This is a genomic window from Photobacterium satsumensis (assembly GCF_050336935.1).
In the GTDB taxonomy this organism is placed as follows: Bacteria; Pseudomonadota; Gammaproteobacteria; order Enterobacterales; family Vibrionaceae; genus Photobacterium; species Photobacterium satsumensis.
In genome coordinates, this window is record NZ_JAKJSK010000006.1 from 252,756 (window position 1) to 276,675 (window position 23,920).

At 45.2% G+C, this 23,920-nt stretch carries 19 protein-coding genes; 6 read left to right on the forward strand and 13 right to left on the reverse strand.

Annotation, left to right across the window (positions count from 1 at the left end):
* Positions 1-126: 126 nt before the first annotated feature.
* Entirely contained in the window at positions 127-645 is a 519-nt protein-coding gene (locus L4D79_RS01260) for an aminoacyl-tRNA deacylase (protein WP_428646286.1), read from the forward strand.
* A gap of 87 nt (positions 646-732) precedes the next feature.
* Here the strand turns inward: L4D79_RS01260 and L4D79_RS01265 are convergent, their stop codons facing one another.
* From L4D79_RS01265 to ylqF, 4 genes are all read right to left on the reverse strand, one after another.
* Positions 733-1,269: a protein disulfide oxidoreductase gene (locus L4D79_RS01265; RefSeq protein ID WP_428646289.1), complete on the reverse strand. Its 537-nt coding sequence runs from the start codon at positions 1,267-1,269 to the stop codon at positions 733-735.
* Positions 1,269-3,371 carry a protein-disulfide reductase DsbD family protein gene (locus tag L4D79_RS01270; protein ID WP_428651671.1) on the reverse strand — a complete coding sequence of 701 codons (2,103 nt, stop codon included), beginning with the start codon at positions 3,369-3,371 and terminating at the stop codon, positions 1,269-1,271. The genes L4D79_RS01265 and L4D79_RS01270 overlap by 1 nt, the downstream gene beginning before the upstream one ends.
* Positions 3,372-3,445: 74 nt before the next feature.
* Positions 3,446-3,832, reverse strand: a complete 387-nt coding sequence (locus L4D79_RS01275; protein WP_428646292.1) for a hypothetical protein — start codon at positions 3,830-3,832, stop codon at positions 3,446-3,448.
* A gap of 268 nt (positions 3,833-4,100) precedes the next feature.
* Positions 4,101-5,054 carry a ribosome biogenesis GTPase YlqF gene (gene ylqF, locus L4D79_RS01280; protein ID WP_428646295.1) on the reverse strand — a complete coding sequence of 318 codons (954 nt, stop codon included), beginning with the start codon at positions 5,052-5,054 and terminating at the stop codon, positions 4,101-4,103.
* Between the two features lie 278 nt (positions 5,055-5,332).
* On the opposite strand from ylqF, the gene L4D79_RS01285 reads away from it, so the two are divergent.
* The 3 genes from L4D79_RS01285 to nifJ all read left to right on the forward strand — a co-directional run bounded on the left by L4D79_RS01285 (position 5,333) and on the right by nifJ (position 11,591).
* A complete protein-coding gene (locus L4D79_RS01285) occupies positions 5,333-5,824 on the forward strand; it encodes a GNAT family N-acetyltransferase (RefSeq protein WP_428646298.1) in 492 nt (163 codons plus the stop codon).
* 525 nt (positions 5,825-6,349) lie between these two features.
* Positions 6,350-7,999 carry an NAD(P)-binding protein gene (locus tag L4D79_RS01290; protein ID WP_428646301.1) on the forward strand — a complete coding sequence of 550 codons (1,650 nt, stop codon included), beginning with the start codon at positions 6,350-6,352 and terminating at the stop codon, positions 7,997-7,999.
* A 10-nt stretch (positions 8,000-8,009) separates the two neighbouring features.
* A complete protein-coding gene (gene nifJ, locus L4D79_RS01295; protein ID WP_428646303.1) occupies positions 8,010-11,591 on the forward strand; it encodes a pyruvate:ferredoxin (flavodoxin) oxidoreductase in 3,582 nt (1,193 codons plus the stop codon).
* Positions 11,592-11,763: 172 nt separating this feature from the next.
* On the opposite strand, the gene L4D79_RS01300 is transcribed toward nifJ, so the two are convergent.
* The 5 genes from L4D79_RS01300 to L4D79_RS01320 form a co-directional block, all read right to left on the reverse strand.
* The gene (locus L4D79_RS01300; protein WP_428646305.1) at positions 11,764-11,931 is read right to left on the reverse strand and encodes a hypothetical protein; all 168 of its coding nucleotides are present in this window, start codon (positions 11,929-11,931) and stop codon (positions 11,764-11,766) included.
* Positions 11,932-12,088: 157 nt separating this feature from the next.
* Positions 12,089-12,379: a hypothetical protein gene (locus L4D79_RS01305; protein WP_428646308.1), complete on the reverse strand. Its 291-nt coding sequence runs from the start codon at positions 12,377-12,379 to the stop codon at positions 12,089-12,091.
* A 5-nt stretch (positions 12,380-12,384) separates the two neighbouring features.
* Positions 12,385-13,179, reverse strand: coding sequence for a hypothetical protein (locus L4D79_RS01310; RefSeq protein WP_428646311.1), 795 nt, complete (start codon positions 13,177-13,179; stop codon positions 12,385-12,387).
* A 562-nt stretch (positions 13,180-13,741) separates the two neighbouring features.
* Positions 13,742-15,112: an FAD-binding oxidoreductase gene (locus tag L4D79_RS01315; RefSeq protein WP_428646314.1), complete on the reverse strand. Its 1,371-nt coding sequence runs from the start codon at positions 15,110-15,112 to the stop codon at positions 13,742-13,744.
* Positions 15,113-15,296: 184 nt separating this feature from the next.
* Positions 15,297-15,725: a carboxymuconolactone decarboxylase family protein gene (locus tag L4D79_RS01320; protein WP_428646316.1), complete on the reverse strand. Its 429-nt coding sequence runs from the start codon at positions 15,723-15,725 to the stop codon at positions 15,297-15,299.
* Between the two features lie 109 nt (positions 15,726-15,834).
* On the opposite strand from L4D79_RS01320, the gene L4D79_RS01325 reads away from it, so the two are divergent.
* Positions 15,835-16,728, forward strand: coding sequence for a LysR substrate-binding domain-containing protein (locus L4D79_RS01325; protein WP_428646319.1), 894 nt, complete (start codon positions 15,835-15,837; stop codon positions 16,726-16,728).
* A gap of 54 nt (positions 16,729-16,782) precedes the next feature.
* Here the strand turns inward: L4D79_RS01325 and L4D79_RS01330 are convergent, their stop codons facing one another.
* From L4D79_RS01330 to L4D79_RS01340, 3 genes are all read right to left on the reverse strand, one after another.
* A complete protein-coding gene (locus L4D79_RS01330) occupies positions 16,783-19,437 on the reverse strand; it encodes a molybdopterin-dependent oxidoreductase (protein ID WP_428646322.1) in 2,655 nt (884 codons plus the stop codon).
* A gap of 216 nt (positions 19,438-19,653) precedes the next feature.
* Positions 19,654-20,697, reverse strand: a complete 1,044-nt coding sequence (locus tag L4D79_RS01335) for a GMP reductase (RefSeq protein ID WP_428646325.1) — start codon at positions 20,695-20,697, stop codon at positions 19,654-19,656.
* A gap of 361 nt (positions 20,698-21,058) precedes the next feature.
* Positions 21,059-22,534 carry a peptide MFS transporter gene (locus tag L4D79_RS01340; RefSeq protein WP_428646327.1) on the reverse strand — a complete coding sequence of 492 codons (1,476 nt, stop codon included), beginning with the start codon at positions 22,532-22,534 and terminating at the stop codon, positions 21,059-21,061.
* 474 nt (positions 22,535-23,008) lie between these two features.
* On the opposite strand from L4D79_RS01340, the gene L4D79_RS01345 reads away from it, so the two are divergent.
* Positions 23,009-23,341, forward strand: coding sequence for a hypothetical protein (locus L4D79_RS01345; RefSeq protein WP_428646329.1), 333 nt, complete (start codon positions 23,009-23,011; stop codon positions 23,339-23,341).
* A 61-nt stretch (positions 23,342-23,402) separates the two neighbouring features.
* On the opposite strand, the gene L4D79_RS01350 is transcribed toward L4D79_RS01345, so the two are convergent.
* A complete protein-coding gene (locus L4D79_RS01350) occupies positions 23,403-23,918 on the reverse strand; it encodes a YgjV family protein (RefSeq protein WP_428646331.1) in 516 nt (171 codons plus the stop codon).
* Positions 23,919-23,920: the final 2 nt, after the last annotated feature.

Here is a 23,920-nt window from a genome sequence, read left to right on the forward strand (position 1 = left end):
TTTAGGACGGAATTTAGCTCGCGAAATTGGCTATCCCCCTCCATACTGAGGCTGTAGGCCCAGTTTCCATCAAGCCCGTTTTCTATTACTGGAGAGTGGCTTGATGATTGATCAGGAGGTGATCCTATGGCTATGGCACTGACAGTAGGGCAATTCCTCAACAGCCACAATGTCGATTTCAGTTTGACTCGGCATAAACATACCGATACGTCATTTAGCTCGGCCATATCGGCCCATGTACCCACATCGCAGGTTGCAAAAGCTGTGCTGCTAAAAGATAAGAACGGTGAGTTCTTGATGGCTGTCGTTCCTTCTAACCGCCGCGTTATGATAGATAAGATCAGCCGCATGACGGGGAAACAATTCTTCCTTGTTGGTGAGCATGAACTTACCTCAATCTTCCAAGATTGTGAACCCGGCGCGGTCCCATCAATCGGCCAACCTTATCAGGTTGATATGCTGGTCGATGATATGTTGTTTGATCAAGATGAACTGTTTATTGAGTCCGGTGATCATGAAAATCTGATCCATGTTGATGCTAAACAGTTTCATAAGATTATGCACGATATCCCCCATAGAAATATCAGCGGGTACCGGATGATGTTTTCAGACGGTCATGAAGGTAGGCATTGGGAGTGGGAGTAGGTAGTGCTTCTTTGAACTAAAGGTGTTTCTTTATATTGAACAGCCCAGTCATAGACTGGGCTGTTTGTTAGTGCTTGATATGCATTATCAGGATGCCAATTGCATTCTGAGCCATAGGCCCGGCGGTGTACTAAAGCCAGTGGTCACTGAAGAGACCTGGCCATCTTTGATGATGAAGATGGAAGGTACCGCTGAGATTCCCCATTCTCTCATTAGCGCGCCATGACTGTCATTGATGGTGGTAAAACCATACTCATGATGGTCAAGGTAGCCGTTTATCCGGCGGTTGTCGCCAGAGTTTACTGCAATAGATACCACATCATAGTCATCATTCAGCCAATTAATGGTTGGGCTGACAAAACGACATACACTGCACCATGTGCCCCAGAAATACACCATCACTGGTTTTTCATGACTGCGCGCAATCAGGTCGATTTCCTCCCCTTTGGTTGATTGTGTAACCAACGCTGGGATCGTACCTTGCGGCATACTTTGGCTACGCCATATATCAAGACCGGTTGTTACGGCGATCAAAATCAGCAGCATCAAAACCGCTTCTTTGAAAAACCGCCCAACCTTCGATGGTTTGGTGTTCTTGCCTTTAACCGATGAAGGTGATGCCATTACTCTGCACCTTTGCCACTTGCCGCTTCAATTGCCTTGATAACATCGTTATTAGTCAGAATAACCGGCAGTGCAATCCCCATCGGGGCCTTCGGGCCATATACGATATTGAACGGTACGCCAAAGCGACCATTGGATCGTAGGAATCCAGTGACGTAGTCAGAGGGCTTGGTCCAGTCTCCTTTCATCAATACGATATGGTCTTGTTCAAGGGCTGAGTAGACCGGATCTTGTAGCAGGACACTGACTTTATTGACCTTACAGGTGATACACCAATCTGCTGTTACGTCGACGAAGACGGTTTTTCCTTGGTTGACCTGTTGCTGGATAGCATCAATATTGAGCGGTTGCCAAGCGTGATCTTTGGGCAGTGGTGTTGCCCAGTTGTCGGCTGTCATGCTGCCAGCGATCAGTCCGCCACCAGAGCCGACGATGATGAATGCCATTGCTAGAATGACAGGTTTACGCCCTTTCACTTTGCCCAACCGCCATAGCAGTGCAACGACTAACAATACGCCTACCAGAACAACAGCTGCAGTGGTGAAGAAGCTCGTCATCAAGCTTAGGAGCCACAGGCTGGTAGCCAGCATCATCAAACCAAACAGTGTTTTGAGTTTATCCATCCACATGCCAGGTTTTGGCAGTAGGTGGGCTAGGCGAGGGAAGAGTGCTATTACCAGCCAAGGAGCAGCCATGCCGATTGCCAGGGCGGTAAAGATAGCGACCAGGGTGATAACGTCTGCTCCCAGCGCAAAAGCAACGGCCGTACCGAGGAATGGAGCACTACATGGCGTTGCAAGCAGGGTTGCAAACATACCTTGAACAAAATGGCCTACGTAGGAATCATCGCCTTTTGTTGCCAGCCAAGTATTGGTACCGCTTGATAGACGAATCTCGAACAAGCCCAGCATATTAGCGGCAAACAATGCGGTAATAACCACCATGGCACCGATAAAGTATGGGCTTTGGAACTGAACGCCCCAGCCCAAAGCTTGGCCTGATAACTTGAGAACGATCAGAAATCCAGCCAGTAGCCAGAATGACGTGAGTATACCCGCCGCAGAAGATAGGAACTGCATACGGATTTGACGCTTCTCTAGCCCTTCAGCGGCAATAACGCTGCTTAGTTTCATACCGAGAACAGGCAAAACACACGGCATAATATTGAGGATCAAGCCACCTAACAGGGCAATACCGATAATTTCAAGCAGGTTGTTGCTACTGGCTGTCAGAGTGACAGGAATATCATTGGCAATGCCTTGGGTTTCAACAGAAAAATCAGTATCACTGATGGTGACGTTAAGGGTTTCACCAAGCAGTTGTGGCTCACCGAACCAACTACTGACCTTCATCTGGGCAGTAAGTGTATTACCATTTACCTGAACGGTTGGTTTTAGGAATGATGCGTCTTGAACATTTTGCGATTCACCATCGATAAACACGTCAGGCTGGTCCCAGCCAAGGGTATTGGTGGCAACAACTGACATGAGTTTTTTGTTTTTGTCCCACGATAGCGCTTTGATCTCTACGCTTGGTTGCTCTGTAGGTACGCGGCTCATCCCTTGGTTGTATAGATGCATCGCTTGCTCAGATGCAGTCAGATCGGCGGGGTTGAAATCCAGCGTGATCTCGTAATCTGTCAGCACGCAAATATTGGTACAGGAAGACATGGTTAAAACGCCTGATAGAAAGACAGGCTTTGACATATCTTCGATGTGTAACGTCATCGGAAAGATGATGGTGTGCTTATAACCTAGCGTTTCGACGCCGAGAAATTCATAACGCTTTGGCATTGGCCAATGCCAGTCAATATTTCCGAGGTTATTCGACAGTGACCAGTCGATAGACGGCGCAACGCCACCTTCACCCGGGCTACGCCAGTAGGTTTTCCAATCAGTATCGAGCTTAACTTCTAGTAAGGCTTCGACTGTTTTTGTTTCAGGGTTTTGTTGTCCTGTCAGCATATAACGAAGCTCGACAGGAGGATGATCTGGATTTTGTAGCCAACCAGTTGAATACTCAATAGCAGAAACCGAGTACGAGAAAAGGCTACCCACCAAAACAATCAAAGAGGTGAGTAAGGAAAATCGTTTAATAATCATATTTTTCAAATGTAATAACTCCAAGAATAACAAAAGCGACCTCAAGCAATGCATGAGAGTGAGTATTTTTTGTTTTATTCTCGGAACACACACAGCGTCAGGTGACGCCGCCGTGTGGGGGGAATGGGTTCTGTGAAAATGGGGGTGGCTTGGGTGACAGTTGCATAGATCAGTAATGCTAGTACAGCGATAAACAAGCTAACGATGGCATGCTCAACGGAGTGCTGGTGCATTTGCATTAAATGATCAGAAAGCGAACATTTACTGTGTTCAGTCGAATCACTCACTTGTTTCGATGCTGATGTAGCATCAACAGATTGGCTTACCTGGCTGGAGGTTAGCCCATTTACAGCGCACGCGGTTGTATAGCCGAAATTTTGTCCTGAACAGACAAAAATCACGACCAACACTAACAGCAAGGTATATTTGGCTGTTTGGCTTCGGTTTACCGCTTGGCTCATTAACGATCTCAGTAAGAAATTGATTCTACAGATCTCTTTGCCACTTCGGCAAAGAGGGAACTTATAATGTCATTCAGACCGTGAGAGGCAGGAAAAGTTTCACCACAACACGGATGATCGCTATTTTCTAACTTTTCGCTCTATACCGCAACCAGTGTGCGAGGTGATTACGGTTGGTGCCGGCACGACAGGAAATGAAAAGCCCCCACACATATTTATGCGTGAGGGCCTTGAAAGCGAGGGTATGCATCCCAAGTTGGGGTAAAGATTAACGCTTGTTTTTCAGGTAGCGTTTGCGACGTTCTTCTTTCTTCTTCGCTTTTTCTTCAGCTTTCTTTTCAGCTTCAATCTCAACGTTAATCAACTCCTGAGTGATCATCTCAGGACGTTCCATTGTGATTTGGCCTAGCGTACCGTTACGCAGCTCATTGATCAAAATCTCAGAGGCTTTGTGAAGATCGACACGGCCGCCCGATCTCAAGCAGCCACGTTTACGGCCAATGGCTTCCATTAGCTCGATCTCACTGTCTGACACTTCGTCTTCATCAAGGTCGTAACGCGCCTTGATGAGATCAGGGTATGCCTTGATAAGATATTCAATAGTGAAGAAGGCAACATCAATATAATCCATGGCGGTGTCTTTTACCGCGCCCGTTGCCGCTAGACGGAAACCACTGTGTGGGTTTTCCACTTTTGGCCACAGGATCCCAGGAGTATCAGACAGCACGATACCGTTTTGTAGGTTGATACGCTGCTGCTGGCGGGTAACTGCCGGCTGGTTACCCGTGATGGCAACGGTACGACCAGCAAGGGTATTGATGATGGTGGATTTGCCCACATTCGGAATACCCATGATCATGGTGCGAATGTTTTTGCCCATTTCTTCACGGTTTGGCGCGAGTTTGCGGCAAAGGTCCATGATTTTATGAACTTCGTTAACATTCTCTGTGGTAATCGCCAGCGCCTTAACGCCTTGCTCTTTCTCAAGGTGATCGATCCACAGCTGTGTCATTTCTGGATCAGCAAGGTCACGCTTGTTCAGAACCTTAACAACTGGCTTATTGTTTTTTTCGCGAAAGGTTTTAATCAGTGGGTTTTCGCTACTGAACGGAATGCGGGCATCAAGTACTTCGATGATCACATCTACCTTCGGTAGAACTTCTTCAATTTCTTTGCGGGCCTTGTGCATGTGACCCGGGAACCACTGGATTGCGTTGCTCATTGATTGTTAACTCTTCATTGCTCGGTGTAAACTGTGCTGAAATTCAACAACATGGCGTACACCGACATCAGTCATCCAATTGATAAAAAGGCAATGGTTTACAGTTCTTGAAACCGTTGCGAGACGTTTTGGATAGCTCATTGATTGTCAGTTGCTGTGAAGTTTAACGTAACTGGCGGGATACATAAATGTTTTCGGTATTATTGGTATATTCATTACTCAATCAAAACATGCTAGAAGTGACGTAGGTTGAGCCAAACCCAAGGAGGGAGAGTGAAATGAGACTAATTGCATTTACCGAGGCAGATATAGACTTATTGATAAGCTGGGTACCATCAGCTGAATTCAACCACTTATGGGGCGGAAACAGATTTATATTTCCACTTGATAAAAAGCAGCTTGTATCTCATCTGCAATGTGATGAAGTCACTGCCATGATGTTGTGTTCTGGCGATGAACGAGTGGGGTATGTCGAGCTATTTCGTGAGTCAGAAACAACGTACCGTTTATGTCGTGTTTTGATTGGTGAGGTATCAGGCCGCGGTTTGGGCTATGGAAAAAAGATGCTTGAACTTGCTATAGACTTTGCGCGTCAGCACTTTGGTGCTGAGCAGATAAAACTGACAGTTTTTGAACATAATGAAAGCGCACGCCGGTGCTATGAATCTTTGGGGTTTGTTGTTGATAAACGAGAGTCTGGTTTTGAGGCTTCAAATGGACAAATATGGACGGCTATTTATATGAGTAAACCACTTAATTGTGTGGTTTAAACTCGGTAAATCAGTAAGTATCATTATGATTTCAAATCCGTATTGAACTGACGGTGACGCTATAATGCTAATGATGTGTTTTTTAGAAACCTTCGGATATACATTTGATTTATTTCATTATCTAACGTTCTCGTTGCTAACTGTGAGTGATAGTTATTATTAATAGCGTTTGGTGTGTATCTATATGAATTATATCTAAAATCACCATAGGTGAAGTGTCGCTTTATTGAGTTAATATTTTATTAACGCTCTAGTTGATTATATTTAATTTCATCAATCTCACCTAAGTGCTAAATTAATTCAAACAGTCAATAAAACAATGTTTATTGAAAAGAAAGTGAACTTGTTTAAATAGTAGCAAGTTGTCCACTATGGAATATCACTTATACTCAAGCACTTTGACGTTTCTTGGGTATATAGATTAAGTACTTATCGTCTATTACTTTGAAGTTTTCTATATTTGATTTAGTCGATCAAAGGGTAGGTGGTGACTATTTAAAGTCAGTAAGTGCATAAGGGCCAGATATGTCATCCAAGCAAGTTGTGAGAAACGCCTCTCTATTTAATTTAACGGGTACGGGGCCAAAGCAAAGTCACCGTCCAGTATATAAAGATTACTTACCTCCTTGTAATCAAGGCTGTCCGACAGGTAACGATATCCAAGGCTTTTTGTCATTAGTCAGAGACAAAGAGTTCAAGAAAGCTTGGCAGAAGTTAGTGATTAATCAGCCTATGCCATCCATTCATGGCCGCGTATGTTATCACCCATGTGAATCGGCTTGTAACCGGGCTGGAGTAGATTCAGCCGTTTCTATTCAACAAGTAGAAAGAATGTTGGGTGATTTAGCCATAGATCAAAACTGGGCATACCCAGCGCCAAGTAAAGAATCTGGCAAAAAAGTGCTGATTATCGGTGCGGGTCCTGCGGGATTAGCAGCCGCATACCATTTACGTATCGCAGGTCACCAAGTGGAAATTCGCGATGCGAATGAAATCGCTGGCGGCATGATGAATTACGGCATTCCTGAGTATCGCTTACCTCGTGACGTTCTAGCGCAAGAGGTCAAGCGTATTGAGGAAATGGGGGTCAATATCACCTTAAACCACAAAGTTGATGATGTGGTTAAAGAGAAAAAAGACGGTCAGTTTGATGCTGTATTCCTAGCCATTGGTGCGCAGCTAGGACGCCAGATTAATATCCCTATGGTTGATTGCGGTCCAATGATGGAAGCGGCTAACTACCTTCATGCGGTTGGCAACAATGAACCTGTAAAACTGGGGCGTCGGGTTGCTGTCCTCGGTGGTGGTAATACGGCAATGGATGCTGCGCGTGTTGCCAAGCGACTCGGTGCTGAAGAGTCCATGGTTATCTTCTTCTCTGATCGCAATAACATGACGGCTCATGACTTTGAAGCGGAAGAAGCGGAAGCGGAAGGCGTTAAAATCCATTGGATGCGTAACCTAAAAGAAATCCGGGGCACTGAATTCAAAATGGAAATCATGGAGCTCGATGCCAATGGTGTCGCTCAACCTACCGGTCAGTTCGAGACGCTCAGTGCCGATGCGATGGTGATGGCAATCGGTCAAGATATTGAGAGCCAACTGCTGGAGAATGTGCCAAATGTTAAGACTAATCCAAATCACACTGTCAATGTGAATGAACATATGATGACAGGTTATGAGGGTATCTTTGCGGGTGGTGACATGGTGCCATCAGATCGTTCCGTCACAATCTCAACAGGCCACGGTAAAAAAGCAGCTCGAAATATCGATGCATGGCTACGCGGTGGGACGTACATTTCAGAAGAAAAGCACGATGTTGTAACGCATGAAATGTTGCAACTGTGGTACCAGGTCGATTCAGCACGTAATGCAATTCCTGAAGTTGAAGTGGCACAACGTGTTAAAGACTTTACTGAGGTTGTCCAAGGCCTGACACAAGAGCAAGCGGTTTACGAAGCACAGCGCTGTTATAGCTGTGGTAACTGTTTCGAATGTGATGGCTGTTATGGTGCTTGCCCTGAAGACGCAATTATTAAGCTGGGTAAAGGTAACCGTTATAAGTTCGATTATGACAAATGTACGGGCTGCCAAGCCTGTATGAACCAATGTCCTTGTCACGCTATTGATATGGAAGTTGTTGCTATCGGCGTTACAGAATCAACAGTTCGTTAAGGGGTATAAGATGTCAGATAATTTTAAAACAATGGATGGCTGTACCGCTGTCACACATAATGCATACCGCACTAACGAAGTTGCTGCTATTTTTCCTATCACCCCATCTTCACCAATGGCTGAATTATCCGATCAATATTCAGCTGCGAAAATTAAAAACATTTGGGGTGACGTACCCAATGTTATTGAAATGCAATCTGAGGGTGGGGCAGCGGGTGCCACGCATGGCTCCCTACAAACAGGTGCGTTAACCACGACTTTCACAGCGTCGCAAGGTTTGATGCTGATGATCCCAAACATGTACCGGATTGCTGGTGAATTAACGCCAAGTGTCTTTCATATTGCTGCACGCTCTTTGGCGACTGGGGCACTGTCGATCTTCGGTGATCACCAAGATGTGATGGCGTGTAATCAAACGGGCTTTGCCATGTTGGCCTCAAGCTCAGTACAGCAGGCGCACGACAATGCATTGATTGCGCAAGCGGCTACGCTAGAGTCTCGTATCCCCTTCATGCACTTCTTTGATGGCTTCCGAACCTCACATGAAGTCAACAAGATCAATGTTGTTTCAGATGACGTTATCCGCGATATGATCGATGACGAGCTGGTGGTTGCACACCGTAAACGAGCACTATCGCCGGAAAACCCTATTATCCGTGGTACCGCGCAGAATCCAGATATTTACTTCCAGGGGCGTGAAGCGGTTAATCCATACTACGAAGCCGTACCGGGCATCGTAGAGAAAGCCATGAATAAGTTCGCAACATTGACGGGCCGGCAGTACGAACCCTTCGGATACCATGGTGATCCAGAAGCAACGACAGTCATGGTAATCATGGGCTCAGGGGCGGAAACCGTCCGTGTAACGATTGATGACCTAAATGCTAAAGGTGCTAAGCTTGGTATGATTGAAGTACACCTCTATCGCCCGTTTGCGATGGATTACTTCATGAAGCAATTGCCAGTTACTTGCCAAAACATGATTGTCATGGATCGCTGTAAAACCTCAGGTGCAGTTGCTGAGCCACTGTATACCGATGTGATGAGTACGATCGTGCAACAGATCAGTATCGGTAACCTTGCAAAAATGCCGACGCTTACTGGCGGCCGCTATGGGCTGTCTTCTAAGCAGTTCACGCCTGCGATGGTTAAAGCTGCATTTGAAAATGCCACGGCAGCAACGAATATTAGTCAATTTACAGTAGGGATTAACGATGATGTTAGCCGGACCAGCTTAACAATTGATCCTAATTATCTGCTGGAGCCTGCAAATACCGTACGTGCTGTACTGTATGGGTGGGGGTCAGACGGTACCGTTGGTGCGAGCAAAAGTACTATCAAGATCATTGGTGGTATCGATGGCAAATTCGTGCAGGGCTATTACGATTACGATTCTAAAAAAGCAGGCTCGCGAACCGTATCTCATCTGCGTTTTGGTGATACGCCTATCGAAGCGCCATGGCTGATTGAATCTGCGTCATTTATTGGTATCAACCAATTTAACTTCCTGACCAAGTTTGAATGTCTGGACTTGGCCGAAGAAGGGGCGACGGTACTGCTGAATGCGCCGTATGATTCAAGTGAAGTGTGGAACCACTTACCTAAACATGTTCAGCAAACCATCATCGATAAAAAACTGTCTTTGTATGTACTGGATGCGTTTAAAGTTGCCGCTGAAGCCAAGATGGGGAAACGTATCAATACCATCATGCAAACCGGCTTCTTTATGTTGGCAAATATCTTCGATCAAGATCGGGCGATTAAAGAAATTAAGCACTCGATTGACGTTGCCTACTCGCGTAAGGGTATGGATATTGTCGAGATGAACTGGAATGCTGTTGACCTCGCGGTATCGGCAACGAAAAAAGTGGTTATTCCTGAGTCAGCGACATCAGCCATCGGTATGCGTGAAACCATTGGCAAGGATCAGCCCGAGTTCCTGCAGAAAGTCACCAAGGAAGTCATGGCGATGCGCGGGGACTTGATACCAGTATCAGTGATTCCTGCAGACGGTACTTTCCCTGCCGGTACAACTGCCTTTGACAAACACCGTCAGGCTATCAGTGTACCAAGTTGGGATCCTGAGCTGTGTATTCAGTGTGGTAACTGTTCATTCATCTGTCCGCACGCCACCATTCGCGCCAAGTTGTACAACAAGTCTGAATTGGAAAATGCTCCTGAGAACTTCAAGCATGCCGATGTTGCCGCACGAGGCTTTCCTGATATGGCCTATACCATTCAGGTCTACGCAGAAGACTGTATGGGCTGTACGCTGTGTGTCGATGCCTGTCCTTCTCGTCACCCAACTGATCCAGATCGTAAAGCGATCAACATGGTTGAGGCGGCACCGCAATGGGAAGAGCAGAAGCCGAACGTTGAGTACTTTGATGCATTGCCACAGTTGCCGCTTGAGCAAGTTGATTATTCAACCGTGAAAGGGGTGCAATTCTTGCCTCCTTACTTCCAGTTCCCAGCATCATGTGCCGGCTGTGGTGAGACAGCGGTTGTGAAAACTATTAGTCAGCTGTTCGGTGAGCGCATGATGGTCGCCAACGCGACAGGTTGTTCATCCATCTATGGCGGTAACATGCCAACCACGCCATGGACTTCCGGTGAGAACGGCTTAGGCCCTGCGTGGTCGAACTCACTCTTCGAAGATAACGCAGAGTTTGGTTTGGGTTACCGTATTTCAGTTGACCATCAAATGCATCAAGCAACACGACTGCTGATGGAAATGGAAGACGTTATAGGTAAAGACCTTGTGCAAGCGACGCTAACGGCTACGCAAGAAACAGAAGTGGATTGCCGCTTACAGCGCGATCGTATCGACACCATTCGAGAGCGAGTTCAAGGTCAACCTAAGGCAGGTTTACTCGATGCTGCAATTGACTCATTGATCAAACGCTCAATCTGGATCATGGGCGGTGATGGCTGGGCGTATGATATCGACGCTCACGGGTTAGACCATGCAATGGGCTCTGGCCGAAATATCAACATCCTTGTGATGGATACCGAAGTGTACTCAAACACTGGTGGTCAAGCTTCTAAAGCCACACCACTTGCCGCAACGGCGAAATTTGCCGCGGGCGGTAAAGAGACGCACCGTAAAGAGTTGGCGCTACAAGCAATTTCATACGGTAATGTCTACGTCGCACAAATTTGTTTGAATGCGAATCCTCAGCAAGCACTGCAAGCCCTCCGTGAGGCCGATGCTTATGATGGCCCATCATTGATTCTGTCTTACAGCCCATGTGTTGCACACGGCTTTGATATGTCACTAGCGCGCCAGCAGGCGAAGAAAGCGGTGGCGTCTGGTCACTGGAGATTGTTCCGCTACAATCCAATGTTACGTGAAGAGGGGATAAACCCATTCATGCTCGATCAGTTACGTCCTTCAATTGCCAAAGAAGAGTTCATGAAAGGCGAAAACCGATTCAGTAACCTCCGTCGTACCAACCCGGAACATGCGGATGAATTGTTTGAACGTTCACAAAATACAGCGATGTCAAAATGGGCTGTATACGAAGCAATGGCCGAAAATAACCCTGCGTTGTTCATGCCAGAGCTACATTTCGATCACTGTGAAGACTAGGTTTCTATAGCTAAGGCTTCTATAGTTAACGGTAGTTGATTTATTGAAAAGCGAGTGTCTCTTTAGACACTCGCTTTCTTTGTTCTTACTGGAAAGGGTTAGACAGGGTGACAATAAATCGCCCATAACTGACCGCCATATCATGAGTCGCGAGAAGTTGTTTGAATCAAATTTATTGCGACTTAGCTTGGCTGTCATGCTTTGACGACTTATGCCAGTTTTCAAGTTCTCCGTTTTTCTGCATATTGTGCAGTGCTTCAATGAGAGCTCTGTCTTGTTCCGCGAAATAGAGATCTTCTTCAGCTTTACCTCGTAGCTTCATCTTTTGTGTGAAGTCCATATAGCTTCCCCTTCCAATGATGATTTTCACTATAAGTGTAGTCATAGCCTTGAAGCACTTAGGGATTAAGTGACAGAAGTTTGATCTGGGTCGAGTACTAAAGAGAGAAAGAGGGGGCACTATGAAAGGCCGCCTAAGCGGCCTTAATTTAGAATTGTTACTTGGTAATATTGAGTATTCCTGAAACGGTAAATATTTTATTTCCGGCAGCGTCTACGTCAACATCGTCACCAAGCTTATCTTCACTAATTTCAAACGTATCCATGTTAGCGGGCAGTTTTATTGTTACTGTTTTTCCTTCTTCAACCTTACCACTGGCAATAAAAGTTTCAATTTGGTCTTCAGAATCCCAAATCTCGTCTGAGTTTGTCGACGAGGCAGGCGATGAACTGTCAGAACAGCCAATTATTAATGCTGAAATAAAAAGGATAAATGTCCATTTTTCCATGATGTTTACCCCGCATTGATTAATACTATCAAACGGCTTCTCGTGTCGTTACCCGGGCGATGTTCTACTCGTCTTTCTTCAACTTTACCGATACCCTTACAATAGGTGATATAGCGAGTTCGGAATCGATCTGATTCGGTCCTAAGTGTGAGGATGCAATCGTTGTATTTTAATGCTCTGTTGCTGTTGAATACATCAGGTACGTTTTCACTTGGAACGCTATCTAATGCCCAAGTGGTTTTTCCCAGTATATTAAATGTTTCGTAATCGCGCATATAGTCATCCTCTCCATCTCCTGTTGTGGTGAGGTAATAAAACATGCCATAGTTTTTGCCGACTTCCATAGTGTTAGGTAAGTGAGTCACCGTTGTTTTAGCCTCAGTGAATTGTATTTGCTCTTCACCTTCTGTTTCGGTAATTATTGCAGTTACAGTATTACCATTTACAGCCGTAGGCTGATAGGTATAACGATCTACTTCAGCCCCATTTTCATCAAAACCGATATCATTTTCACTCATTAAACCTGTATTGCTATCTAATGTATAAGTTATTGTATTTGATGAGTATAAATCGGTGGTAAAATCATAATGGAGATAAGTTAAAGGCTGACCACTTGGAGAGCTACGGTAATCTTTAATAGTGATAATATCTGAATTAGCTTGGTTACTTCCAATCCACTGACCTGAACTATTAATTACTGTCTGTCCATTGACTTGAATTTGGCCTTCAACATTTAGTATCGCTTCTGCTGATGCATTAAAAGATACTATTGATAATAGAATAGTCATCAATCTTTTCATAATTGTAATTCCCTTACTAAGCATGATTATATTGTTGAGTCTCTTGTAACAAATATAATTTGATATAAGGAGAGTAAAATAGCAAAGAATTGATAATGCTATATGTTGATTTTTTAATTCCTATAAGGAATTTATATGGTGTTTTCGTATTGAAAAAATAATTTCATTCTAACTCTTTGATATACATGATTGTTGCTTGTGGTTCCTGTCAAAATTATGACAGAGTCGGTTAAAGTGAGTGGAAATACTACATATTTATTAAGGTGGTATCATCTTAATTAAATTCGATATACGTGAATATATACTTTATATTTAATGATATATGTTATTTATCTTGGTGTTTCAGTGAAATAATGGTTGATGATCTGGATGTAGATTAATTGTGGGATTTGTAATTAAAGTGTTTCTTCTGTATTTGAATTTAACATTGGGTTAAATTAAACGTGACTATATATATTAAAAATAAATAACCTTGTTTTTTTAACTTCAAAATAATATAAAACAAGGTTAATTAAGATATTGGTAAAAGGCCATGTAATTATGACCTTTTTACTTAACGACTTTAGGGCTTAATATTCTGATTATGGTGGAACAGGTTACCTGGGTCATATTGGCGTTTAACTTCGACTAATCGTTGATAGTTGCTGTCATAGGCATCCGTAACGCGTCCGCCTTCTTCCTCCGTCATGAAGTTCACATAGGCACCGGCAGAGGCATAAGGCGCTGTAGCTTTGAAGAAATCCCTAGCCCAATTGATAGCAGCTTCATCTTCAGCCGAGGTTTCCCAGCGAGCATGGACATTGAGGACAAACTTGGCATCTCGGCTACTGTAGGCCATTGCATCTGAGGCAACGGTATTGGCGGTTCCCGCTAGTTGACCAATGAATATTTCACAATGGGGCGAGGGGAGGCTGCCGGCATATTGGATCAGCTGATCCAATGCGTCGTCATGTAACTCAGTAAAGTTGTGCGATTTCCAATAGTTACGCATACCTTCGGTAAGTAGCGGGTCAAAAGCTTGCTGCCACGCCGTATAAGGTTGGGCACCGATGTGCTCGCCGTGTGGAGTACCGAATTGGCGTAGTAGCTCGAGCAAAGCTTCCCCTTGTGCTAAATCACCGACGTAAAATATCGCGAGGACGATGACTTCTTTGCCATGCACGTCTTCGGGCAGGAATGGCAATGGTGGTGCTTGTCGCATGACGACCCAAACGTTGAGATCCTCAGGAGCCGTTTGGGTAAATTCACGGTATTGTTCTAGTACCTGCTTAGCTTGGTCGAACGGAAAGACAATTAATCCCGCAAGCACCTCAGGACCTACCGAATGGAGCTGAAATTCAAATTCGGTCACAATACCAAAATTACCACCGCCGCCGCGGATAGCCCAAAAGAGGTCACTATTTTCAGTTGCCGATGCAGTCAGTTGTTGCCCATCAGCCGTAATGATTTGGGTAGAAACCAAATTGTCGATAGTCATACCGTATTTACGGGTCAGCCAACCGAAACCACCGCCCAAGGTCAGCCCTGAAATACCTGTTGTCGAGTTGATACCGACAGGTGTTGCGAGACCATGTTGCTGCGCAGCAGCATCAAAGTCAGCCAAGGTAGCCCCGGGTTGAACAAGCGCACGTTTGGTTTGCGGGTTGACAGTGACCGCTTTCATGTCAGAAAGATCAATCATTAGCCCGTTATCGCATATCGAATTGCCAGCGATGTTATGTCCTGCACCTCGAACCGTGATGTCGAGGTTAGTTTCTTTGGCATAGTTAAGTGCGGAAAGAACATCTGAAGCACTGCTGCATTTGACGATAACAGCCGGCCGCTTATCAATCATCGCATTCCAAATTTGTCGCACTTCATCATAATCATTGTCGTCAGGTACGATGATACGTCCCTGAATTTGGCCGGTAAGAGTGTCTCTATGGGAGTTCATATTCTCAGCTTATATGGCGTAGCCATACGTGATTGGTCTAGACATTACTGTAGTTGCGCGTGGGTATTTTTCCAGTGCACACAATCTTAGGTAAATGCATTAAGTGAAATAGCCCAAAAGACTACGTAAAGGTAGCCTTCGGTTTTAAAGCTCACGAAAGATGCCTTTTATTAAGAGAGGGTATCTATGCGATCTTGGTGGAGACTGCGATTCGGTTCCATAAATTCATCAGGGAGATTAATGTGATGATTTGAGCCATTTTTTCGTCTGAAAAATATCGTTGCGCGGAAGTATAGGTATCATCACTTACCCCTGAGTTTGAAATATGCGTGATTTCATCACACAGTGCTAATGCTGCCCGCTCTTCACTGGTAAACATTGTCGATTCGCGCCATGCGGTTAAGGCGAACAAGCGCTCAGCTGATTCACCTGCTTTTAAAGCTGATTGCGTGTGCATTTGGATGCAATAAGCGCAACCATTAATTTGTGATACCCGGGTTCTAATGAGTTCTTCTAGCAATGGTTGAAGATTGCTTTCTTTCACATATTTTTCTACTGCAAAAATGGCGTGGTAGGCTTCAGGCTGAGTGTTGTAAATATTCACGCGTTTCATGATGTTCTCTCTACTAACAGTGGATGAGTTTTAGCTTAATCCGTGAACCTCTTTACTTAAATGCTACTATTGCTAATTAACTATTAGCATTTTTGTTATCAATGAAGTTATGACACCAAAGCTTAGTGAATTAGAACTCTTTGTCGCTGTAGCTGAAGCCCAGAGCTTTAGTGTGGCAGCAGAGCGTAAGGGTATTGCCCCTTCAGTGGTGAGCAGGACGATCAAAAACCTAGAGCATAGTTTACAGATCACCCTGTTTAATCGAACAACGAGACAGGTTGTGCTAACCCTAGAGGGGAGTTGGCTATTAGAAAAGTCGTATACGATTTTGGATGAGCACCAGAATATTCAACATTACTTTTCGTGTGCTCATGAAGAACCGATAGGCGAACTTACTGTTGATGCAGCAACACCATTTGCAATCTATGCTATTGCTCCCTTGTTACCCAAACTTCAATCCAAGTACCCTAAACTTCGGGTGAATTTAGTCAGCAATGAGAGTAATACTGAATTAATTGGTCGCAATATAGATTTGGCTATCCGGATAGGACATCTAAAAGACTCTTCTATTCGAGCCAGAAAAATGGGTGAAACACAAAGAGGGCTATATGCATCACCGCATTATTTGGAGCTATTCGGTGTTCCAGAGCTGATAGAGGACCTAGCTTCTCATCAATGTTTAGGTTTTATGGCCTTCGAACACTTGAATCAATGGCCACTCGTAGACTGTAGCGGGAAGAGGTTCATCGTTACTAACCCAATAGCAACAAGCAATAATGGTGAAACCCTAAAGCAGATGGCGATTAATCATTTTGGAATTGTGTGCTTATCCCAATTTACTGCCGAACATGAAGTTAGGGAGGGCAGATTGATTCCCGTGTTACAGCCATTATGGATTCGAGAAAACATCCCGGTTAATGCTGTTTATTATTCCGAGCAACATCAGAGTACCCGTTTACGGGCGTTTATCGATTTTTTGGTTGAGAATTTGAATTGGTCGTGACAGAAAAAACGCCACATTAGAAGGTGGCGTTTTATGTTGGGTTGAGCTTATGGCTTACTGTTTTGGAACTGCGTCTTTGGCGTTTTCATCGAGGAAGGCCATCACCGCTTTACGCTCCGCGGGATTAAGCCCTGCTCGTGGGAACATACTTTTAGTAATGCCACGCCACTGCGCTTTGGTGTACTGACGCGGATCTTTTGCTGAATGGCATAAGGTACAGCGTTGGTAAAACAGGGCTTCACCGGGGCTGAGCTCTGCTTGATGGGCAGCCCCATCAACAGCCAAGGTAACATCAGTAACCGCAATAGGTGCTGTATTGTGATCGGTTAGCACTTGCGGCGGTTCAAACGCTAAGTTTTTAGATTCAGGATCACGACAGCGCTGAATAAAGGCTAGGCAAGTGTTGGCACTGTTGGCCTGACTTAATCCACTGCATGCTTGGCTGGAGGTGATCACATTAATCGCGCCGCTGTTGCAACGCCCTTGGCTATCAAATTGCAGCCAAGCGCCTTCTTCCAAACTGATCACGCCAGACATGATCTTGTCTGACACTTTCGCCCCAGCGATGACCCGGCCACGTTCATTGAATATTTCGACTAACTGTCCGCTACGGATCCCACGATGTTCAGCATCTTGCTTGTTTATCAGGACATATTGACGCCCTTGTACATCTTCGTATTCACGCACTTTTGCATTGGCCATTTGTGAATGTACTCGCATGTACGGGTGAGGGCTAACAACATGCACTTGGTTGTTTTTAGCATTCCCAAGATACTCAAACGGCGCTAAGAAGGTCGGCATTGGCGGACAGTCTTTGATGTTGAAGTTGGCAATGTCTTGGCAGTAGAGCTCTATCTTCCCTGAAGTAGTATGAAGTGGAAATTGATCGGGATCGCGGTAAAAGTCACCGTGGCGCACCCATGCATTGGCACTTTCAGGGACGGTAACAGGGGAATGGCCTTGTTGCCAAAACTCCTCGAACGGCATGGTGGCAGAAGAGGCGTTATAGGCGCGTTTTAATATCTCAGCGTAGGTGAGGCCTTCGGTAAATTGTTCTTCGACCCCGAATATCTCGGACAATCGGCGGAAGATCTCAAAATCATCCAAGCTTTCCCCGTAAGGCTGAATCACCTGACGCATAGCGTAGATTTTATCATTACTGTATGTACCGCCTGATGATAAATCGTCTCGTTCAAGCGTGCTGGTGGCCGGTAGAACAATGTCAGCGAAGCGTGAAGATGCACACCACCAAGGATCCTGACAGATAAAGGTTTCTACTTGTTCATTGAGTGCCGCAATGAGTTCATTGGTATTTTGTTGGTGAGACAAGAGGTTGTTACCTGCGTTATACACCAATTTAACGTCAGGGTAGGTATATTCGATACCGTCCCGGGTAAAGGGTGTACCCGGATGATTCAGCATATCGGAGATACGAGAGGCTGGGCAGTTCGCATTCACGGGATTCTTGCCCTGTGATAGTCCTACAGGCATGATGCCGCCGGATTGCGGCATACCACCATTGCCGTAGTGCCAACTGAAGCCCACTCCTTCACCAGGCTTACCAATTTTACCTAGCATGGCTGCAAAGTTGATGATTGCCCAGTGGGTCATCTCGCCATGATCGGCGCGCTGCAGTGACCAGCCAGCAGCAAACTGGGTTTTATGGCTAGCAAATAGCTGAGTCATTTTAACGATTTCTTCGGTTGGAATGCCGGTGATGTCAGCAGCCCATTCTGGAGACTTCACGATACCGTCGTGCGTGCCGAGTAAATGGTCAATGAACTTGTCTGCTCCGACGGTATAGCGGGCAAGGTACTCGGTGTCATGCAAGCCTTGGGTGTAGGCGTGGTAAGCCATGGCGAGGAATAATGCAGTGTCGGTATTTGGAATGATCTTGACCCACTCGGCATTTAATTCGTCATCGGTTCGGGTGCGCTGCGGGTTAATCGAGATGAATTGCATACCGTTATCAGCAAAGCGTTTCCAATGCGGGTACATTTGGTGGTCGGCAACCCGAAATTCGATCCGATTGTTCTTCCAAGGATCACAGCCGATCAGGACGAAAACTTCAGTGTGCTCTTCGATAACAGGCCAGGCTGTTTGTGGTGAATACACCTCCATGTCGCCAATGACATGGGGCAGGATCACTTGTGATGCACCGCCGGAATAATCACCGGTTGTGGTGCTTTGCCCACCAATCAAATTAAAGAAGCGCCCTTGTAATACCTGCGGTCGCATCAAGCCGGCATGGGACCAACCACCATAAGAGCTACTGAAAATAGCTTGGTTACCATGAGTTTGTGCTGTGGTTTGAATCGCATCTGCCACTAAGGCTAAAGCGGTTTCCCAACTTACGCGTACAAAAGGTTCTTTACCACGTAAATGGGGCTTGGTATCACCTTTTGGGTTGGCCAAGTAAGATTGTCTGACCATGGGGTACTGCACCCGTGTTTTGTCGTATACACGACTAATAATGCCTTCGGTCAGCATCTCTGTTGGCATGGCGTCGAGCTCTTTTAATGGCTGTACACCGATAAGTATTCCGTCTTTGACAACAGCATTAAATGGTCCCCAATGGCTGGCATGGGGGATGATAACGGTATCTGCGTCATCAAAACGGGTTGAAGCATGAAAGACAGTTAAGCCGCCAGTAGCCGCAACAGCGGTGGCAATGGAGGCTTTGAGGAATGCGCGACGTGAAATAGCCATGATGATACCCGTTGCCTCACTTATCCTGCAGTAAGGCGTTCGATATTAGAAAAAGGAGAGCGGGTAGTATAAAACATAAAGGTGCATTTAAAATGCTTATTATGTAAAAGTTAGATTTAAATGATGATGACAAAAAGGCCGCGATTAGCGGCCTTTGGGGATATTTCACTTAAGTATTTGTCGATAAAGGAAGAAGTATCCTTTAACGTGAGCTATTTACTCTTTACCGAATACGTTATTTTCTTGCTCTTGTACGCGGATAAACGTTGTACGCTTGGTTAGCTCTTTCAGCTGCGCTGCGCCGACGTAAGTACAAGTAGAGCGTACGCCACCCATGATGTCCTGGATAGTGTTTTCAACTGGACCACGGTAAGGCAGTAGAACGGTTTTACCTTCAGCCGCACGGTACTTGGCAACACCACCTGAGTGCTTGTCCATCGCGCTCTGAGAAGACATGCCGTAGAACTTCATGAACATTTTGCCGTCTTGTTCGATAACTTCACCGTTRCTTTCTTCGTGGCCAGCCAGCATACCGCCAAGCATCACGAAGTCAGCACCGCCACCGAACGCTTTGGCAACGTCACCGGCACAGGCACAACCACCGTCACCGATGATACGACCGCCTAGGCCGTGTGCAGCGTCGGCACATTCGATGATGGCAGAYAGYTGWGGRTAGCCCACACCGGTTTTAACGCGAGTGGTACATACAGAGCCCGGGCCGATACCSACTTTAACAATGTCAGCACCTGCAAGGATAAGCTCTTCTACCATGTCGCCTGTTACCACGTTACCAGCGCTGATCACTTTGTCAGGGAATTCAGCACGTACTTTCTGCACGTACTGTACAAGGTGCTCAGAGTAACCGTTGGCGATATCGATACAGATAAAGATAAGGTCATCAGAAAGCGCCATCACATCTTTGGTTTTCTGGAAGTCAGCTTCAGACGTACCGGTAGATACCATAGCGTTGTTCAGCACGCTCGCGTCGTTGTTTTTTACAAACTCAGCCCAGTCCGCAACGGTGTAGTGTTTRTGAACCGCGGTCATCACGCCGTGCTTGGCCAGGGAAGCCGTCATTTCGAAGCTACCAACAGAGTCCATATTAGCAGCAATAATTGGTACACCAGACCATTGACGCCCGCTATGCTTGAATGTAAAATCGCGGGTTAATTCAACTTGAGAACGGCTTTTTAGGGTTGAACGTTTTGGACGAAACAGTACATCTTTAAAACCCAGCTTCAAGTCTTGTTCGATACGCATTGGTAATTCCTTAAATCTTATCGAATATTGCCACATGGTTGGTGGCTGTTGGCAGACAGCATTTCCATACACCATGTTGCAGGCACAAAAAAACCGGAGCGTTGGCAGACGCTCCGGTTTTCAGCATTATAGGCTGAGAAAGTTTTTTAACAAGTCTAATAATACAGTTTTTTTTGTGTTACCTTAGAAAAGATAGTACCCACGCTTTCCTCATTTTCCTCTCATCTTTTGATGTAATTTTCACCAAATATCAATGTATTGAACAACCTCTCTTCAATCCTTGTTGCTTACGATTGATAGGCAATAAAAAAGGCCCCATTCGGAGCCTCTTGTAGTCATAGTGTTATTGAATGAATACAGGTTATGCTTCAGCCAACGTTGCATCTTCCTGTGGTTCGGTTTCTGCTTTTTTCAGCATGACTCGTATCAATCGAGAGGCGAGTAGGGCAACAACAACCATCACGACAGCCAATATTGTCAATAGGCTAAAGTAGTCACCATAGACCGTTTGTACCACCTCTTGCGTGATCTCCTGTCCTTTCTCCATTGCAATAGAGGTTGAAAATACTGCCCCGACAATACCACTTAGCGCGATAGCGACAGAGAACAGACTGACTGAGAAGTTCTCAATGTGCTTCGGCGCTACCGATAGGATAAATGCCACAACTAAGCTGCCAACAATCACTTCTGCTAATGCTTGGAAGAAGTGGATAGCTAAAAAGACTTCTGGGCGGATGATGACATTTTCACCGATGTTGTAGACCGCCATCGTCAAAATACCGAAGGCTATGGCAGTTAAGACAAAGGAAAAGCTTACTTTGGTTGCAGTAGAGAAATTGATGTTTCGTTTCTCTAGCGAAGAGAAAGTCCAAGAGACTAGCGGGCCACCAACAATACACCAAAGCGGGTTCATAGCCATTGAGGCTTCTGGAGCGATAGGGATAACACCGAACAGATCACCACGCATGGTGTTGATAGTCACCATGGTCATCGAGGTCATCATTTGGCCGTAATAAACGAAAAATGCAGTCGTAAGGGCCGTGATAATTAAAATCGTGCCCATTTTAAGTGAATCAGAGCGGCTAGCTTTCATCATCAGCCAGATAAAGTAACCGATAGCCGCAGCGCCAATGGCATAAACGATGTTTTTGCCGATATCCATGTTTGAGAACATGAAGAAAACCAGTCCGATCATCGATGCTGAAATAACAGTAAAGGCAACCCAGTTTTTTGCGCTGGTAGAGTGGTTGTCCATTTCAGTAGCGACAGAGAGCAGTGGCTTGCGTGATACCAGCAAAATGATGAAGGCGAGAGCTGCCATTGCACCAGAGAGGGCAAAGCTGCCATTGAAGCCTAGGATCAATACGATCATTGGGAAAAAGTACTGACCTAGGAGTGCACCAATGTTATTGACCGAGTAGTTGACCGGGTAGGCGTTTTCGAAATCTTCTTCAGATTTGAAGGTACGCTTGTACAGGCTTGGGTAAGAAGGTGACATTAGACCGCGTGAATAGCTTGCTAGCGCAATACCGATCAAGCTCATTGGAACGTTAAGGGTAGATGCGCCCATGACTAGCAGAGCATAACCCACAGCAAAGCCCAGATAGCTGATTGTTAACGAGCGGTAGGCACCTAGAAATTTATCAGCTATAAAACCACCAGCAATAGCGAACAATGGACCTATGGATGAGAAAGCACCAACAACCATCATGGTGTCAGCTTCACTGTAATTGAGGTTTTCTAAGAAAAAACGGGTAAGGATCACCATCACGCCGTAGAAAGAAAGGCCAAACATCATCTGGCACACCATCATCGACTTATTGAGTCTGTTCCACATATTACATCTCTATATCTATGGATTGAGGGATTGGATTACAGGGTGCTAATTTGTAACCAAATGTAAATCATGGCGGATGTTACCACTTCTTACCGTCAGGTACTCCTTAAAATGTACTTTTAGTGAGCAAGTCATCATTAGTTTTATTTATCGTATGGGTGAGTAAATTTTATGTGGGATGGCTTGTAGATAAAATTAGCGCTACTGCACAAAGTAGATATAAGTAATTAATCAATAATTTGCATCTGGAATAGGGGAGGCTTATATATTGGTCGGCAGTTAGTTATCCTAATGGATTGGGTCTAGGTGCTACTAGAGCCCGAAGGCGGGAGGAGCCTTGGGTGCAGTTAAATAAAAAGCGTCGAAAATTGTACAGTTATGTCAAAATTGACGGTTTTGAACTGTAATCTCTTCCATTCTGCTTCAATCCTTGCATAATTAAATTGATAGGCTGGTTAAGTGGATTATTAGACGTTGTTTAGCAAAAGAAAAACAAAAAATACTTTTCCTTTGGATTTCTACGGCGAGGATGGAAGCTGGCGATTTATTATTCGTGCAGAACGCCCGTCAGAAGTCGTGGATGCAATGTACTGGCGTGCTTATATCTCTTGCCACCGTAAAGAGTTCGATCTGTTACACATCGCAACAGGAAAGTTTAACTATAAGTATAACTATTCCTCTTATGACTCGTCTGAGCTGCACTTTGCATCAGGTAGCGACGCGCTTCGGGTAAATATGATGGGGCCGATTGTTCCGATCTCAATCCTTCTTGAAAAGGTTCGGCTGCGAAGTGATACAGCAGCTTGATATCGAATAATGGTAATACAAAAGGGCCTATTGGCCCTTTTTTACATTTTACAGGCCCTTTTTACATTTGGTTGGCTGCTGCTGAAGGTGCTTTGATGTAGTAGCGGTAATAGCCAATTAAATTACTCGTGAGAAAGAGTGCTTCAAGCGCCACAGCCGACGGTGAACCAATAAGGATATTGTGGGTTAGCCATAAGCTCGTACCAACAATCATTAGCTGCCTTAATTGCTTGTCATGCTTAGAAAATGCAGCTACGTTCTGGAACAGTGCTGCGGCACAACTTACGATACTTGTCAGGCCGGCAAACGTCATATAGGTAATGATGAGGGTGAAGAACGAGAAAAGCCCCGCCATTTTCTTCGAGCTTGTATATAAGCTTGTGGTGTAACGAATCGCGCCTAGCGCCATTAAGCCAGCACCCGTCCATTGTTCGAGCAATGCAAAGTGAATGCCGATTAAGGTCACTGCACATACAAAGCATTTGATGATTTTTGTTTTGTCTTTGAACTGAAATGAAATTAGGTCAAAGCATACAGCAAAGCCGATAAGGATTTGAGAAAGAACAAAAGCTGACATAT

What these genes read in the sequence shown, in the direction of transcription:
- L4D79_RS01260 (WP_428646286.1), top strand. Translation starts at nt 127, where the DNA reads ATGGCTATGGCACTGACAGTAGGGCAATTCCTCAACAGCCACAATGTC.
- L4D79_RS01270 (WP_428651671.1), bottom strand. Translation starts at nt 3,371, where the DNA reads ATGATTATTAAACGATTTTCCTTACTCACCTCTTTGATTGTTTTGGTG.
- L4D79_RS01350 (WP_428646331.1), bottom strand. Translation starts at nt 23,918, where the DNA reads ATGTCAGCTTTTGTTCTTTCTCAAATCCTTATCGGCTTTGCTGTATGC.
- L4D79_RS01305 (WP_428646308.1), bottom strand. Translation starts at nt 12,379, where the DNA reads ATGGAAAAATGGACATTTATCCTTTTTATTTCAGCATTAATAATTGGC.
- L4D79_RS01300 (WP_428646305.1), bottom strand. Translation starts at nt 11,931, where the DNA reads ATGGACTTCACACAAAAGATGAAGCTACGAGGTAAAGCTGAAGAAGAT.
- ylqF (WP_428646295.1), bottom strand. Translation starts at nt 5,054, where the DNA reads ATGAGCAACGCAATCCAGTGGTTCCCGGGTCACATGCACAAGGCCCGC.
- L4D79_RS01325 (WP_428646319.1), top strand. Translation starts at nt 15,835, where the DNA reads ATGACACCAAAGCTTAGTGAATTAGAACTCTTTGTCGCTGTAGCTGAA.
- L4D79_RS01320 (WP_428646316.1), bottom strand. Translation starts at nt 15,725, where the DNA reads ATGAAACGCGTGAATATTTACAACACTCAGCCTGAAGCCTACCACGCC.
- L4D79_RS01275 (WP_428646292.1), bottom strand. Translation starts at nt 3,832, where the DNA reads ATGAGCCAAGCGGTAAACCGAAGCCAAACAGCCAAATATACCTTGCTG.
- L4D79_RS01285 (WP_428646298.1), top strand. Translation starts at nt 5,333, where the DNA reads ATGAGACTAATTGCATTTACCGAGGCAGATATAGACTTATTGATAAGC.
- L4D79_RS01290 (WP_428646301.1), top strand. Translation starts at nt 6,350, where the DNA reads ATGTCATCCAAGCAAGTTGTGAGAAACGCCTCTCTATTTAATTTAACG.
- L4D79_RS01310 (WP_428646311.1), bottom strand. Translation starts at nt 13,179, where the DNA reads ATGAAAAGATTGATGACTATTCTATTATCAATAGTATCTTTTAATGCA.
- L4D79_RS01315 (WP_428646314.1), bottom strand. Translation starts at nt 15,112, where the DNA reads ATGAACTCCCATAGAGACACTCTTACCGGCCAAATTCAGGGACGTATC.
- L4D79_RS01265 (WP_428646289.1), bottom strand. Translation starts at nt 1,269, where the DNA reads ATGGCATCACCTTCATCGGTTAAAGGCAAGAACACCAAACCATCGAAG.
- L4D79_RS01330 (WP_428646322.1), bottom strand. Translation starts at nt 19,437, where the DNA reads ATGGCTATTTCACGTCGCGCATTCCTCAAAGCCTCCATTGCCACCGCT.
- nifJ (WP_428646303.1), top strand. Translation starts at nt 8,010, where the DNA reads ATGTCAGATAATTTTAAAACAATGGATGGCTGTACCGCTGTCACACAT.
- L4D79_RS01340 (WP_428646327.1), bottom strand. Translation starts at nt 22,534, where the DNA reads ATGTGGAACAGACTCAATAAGTCGATGATGGTGTGCCAGATGATGTTT.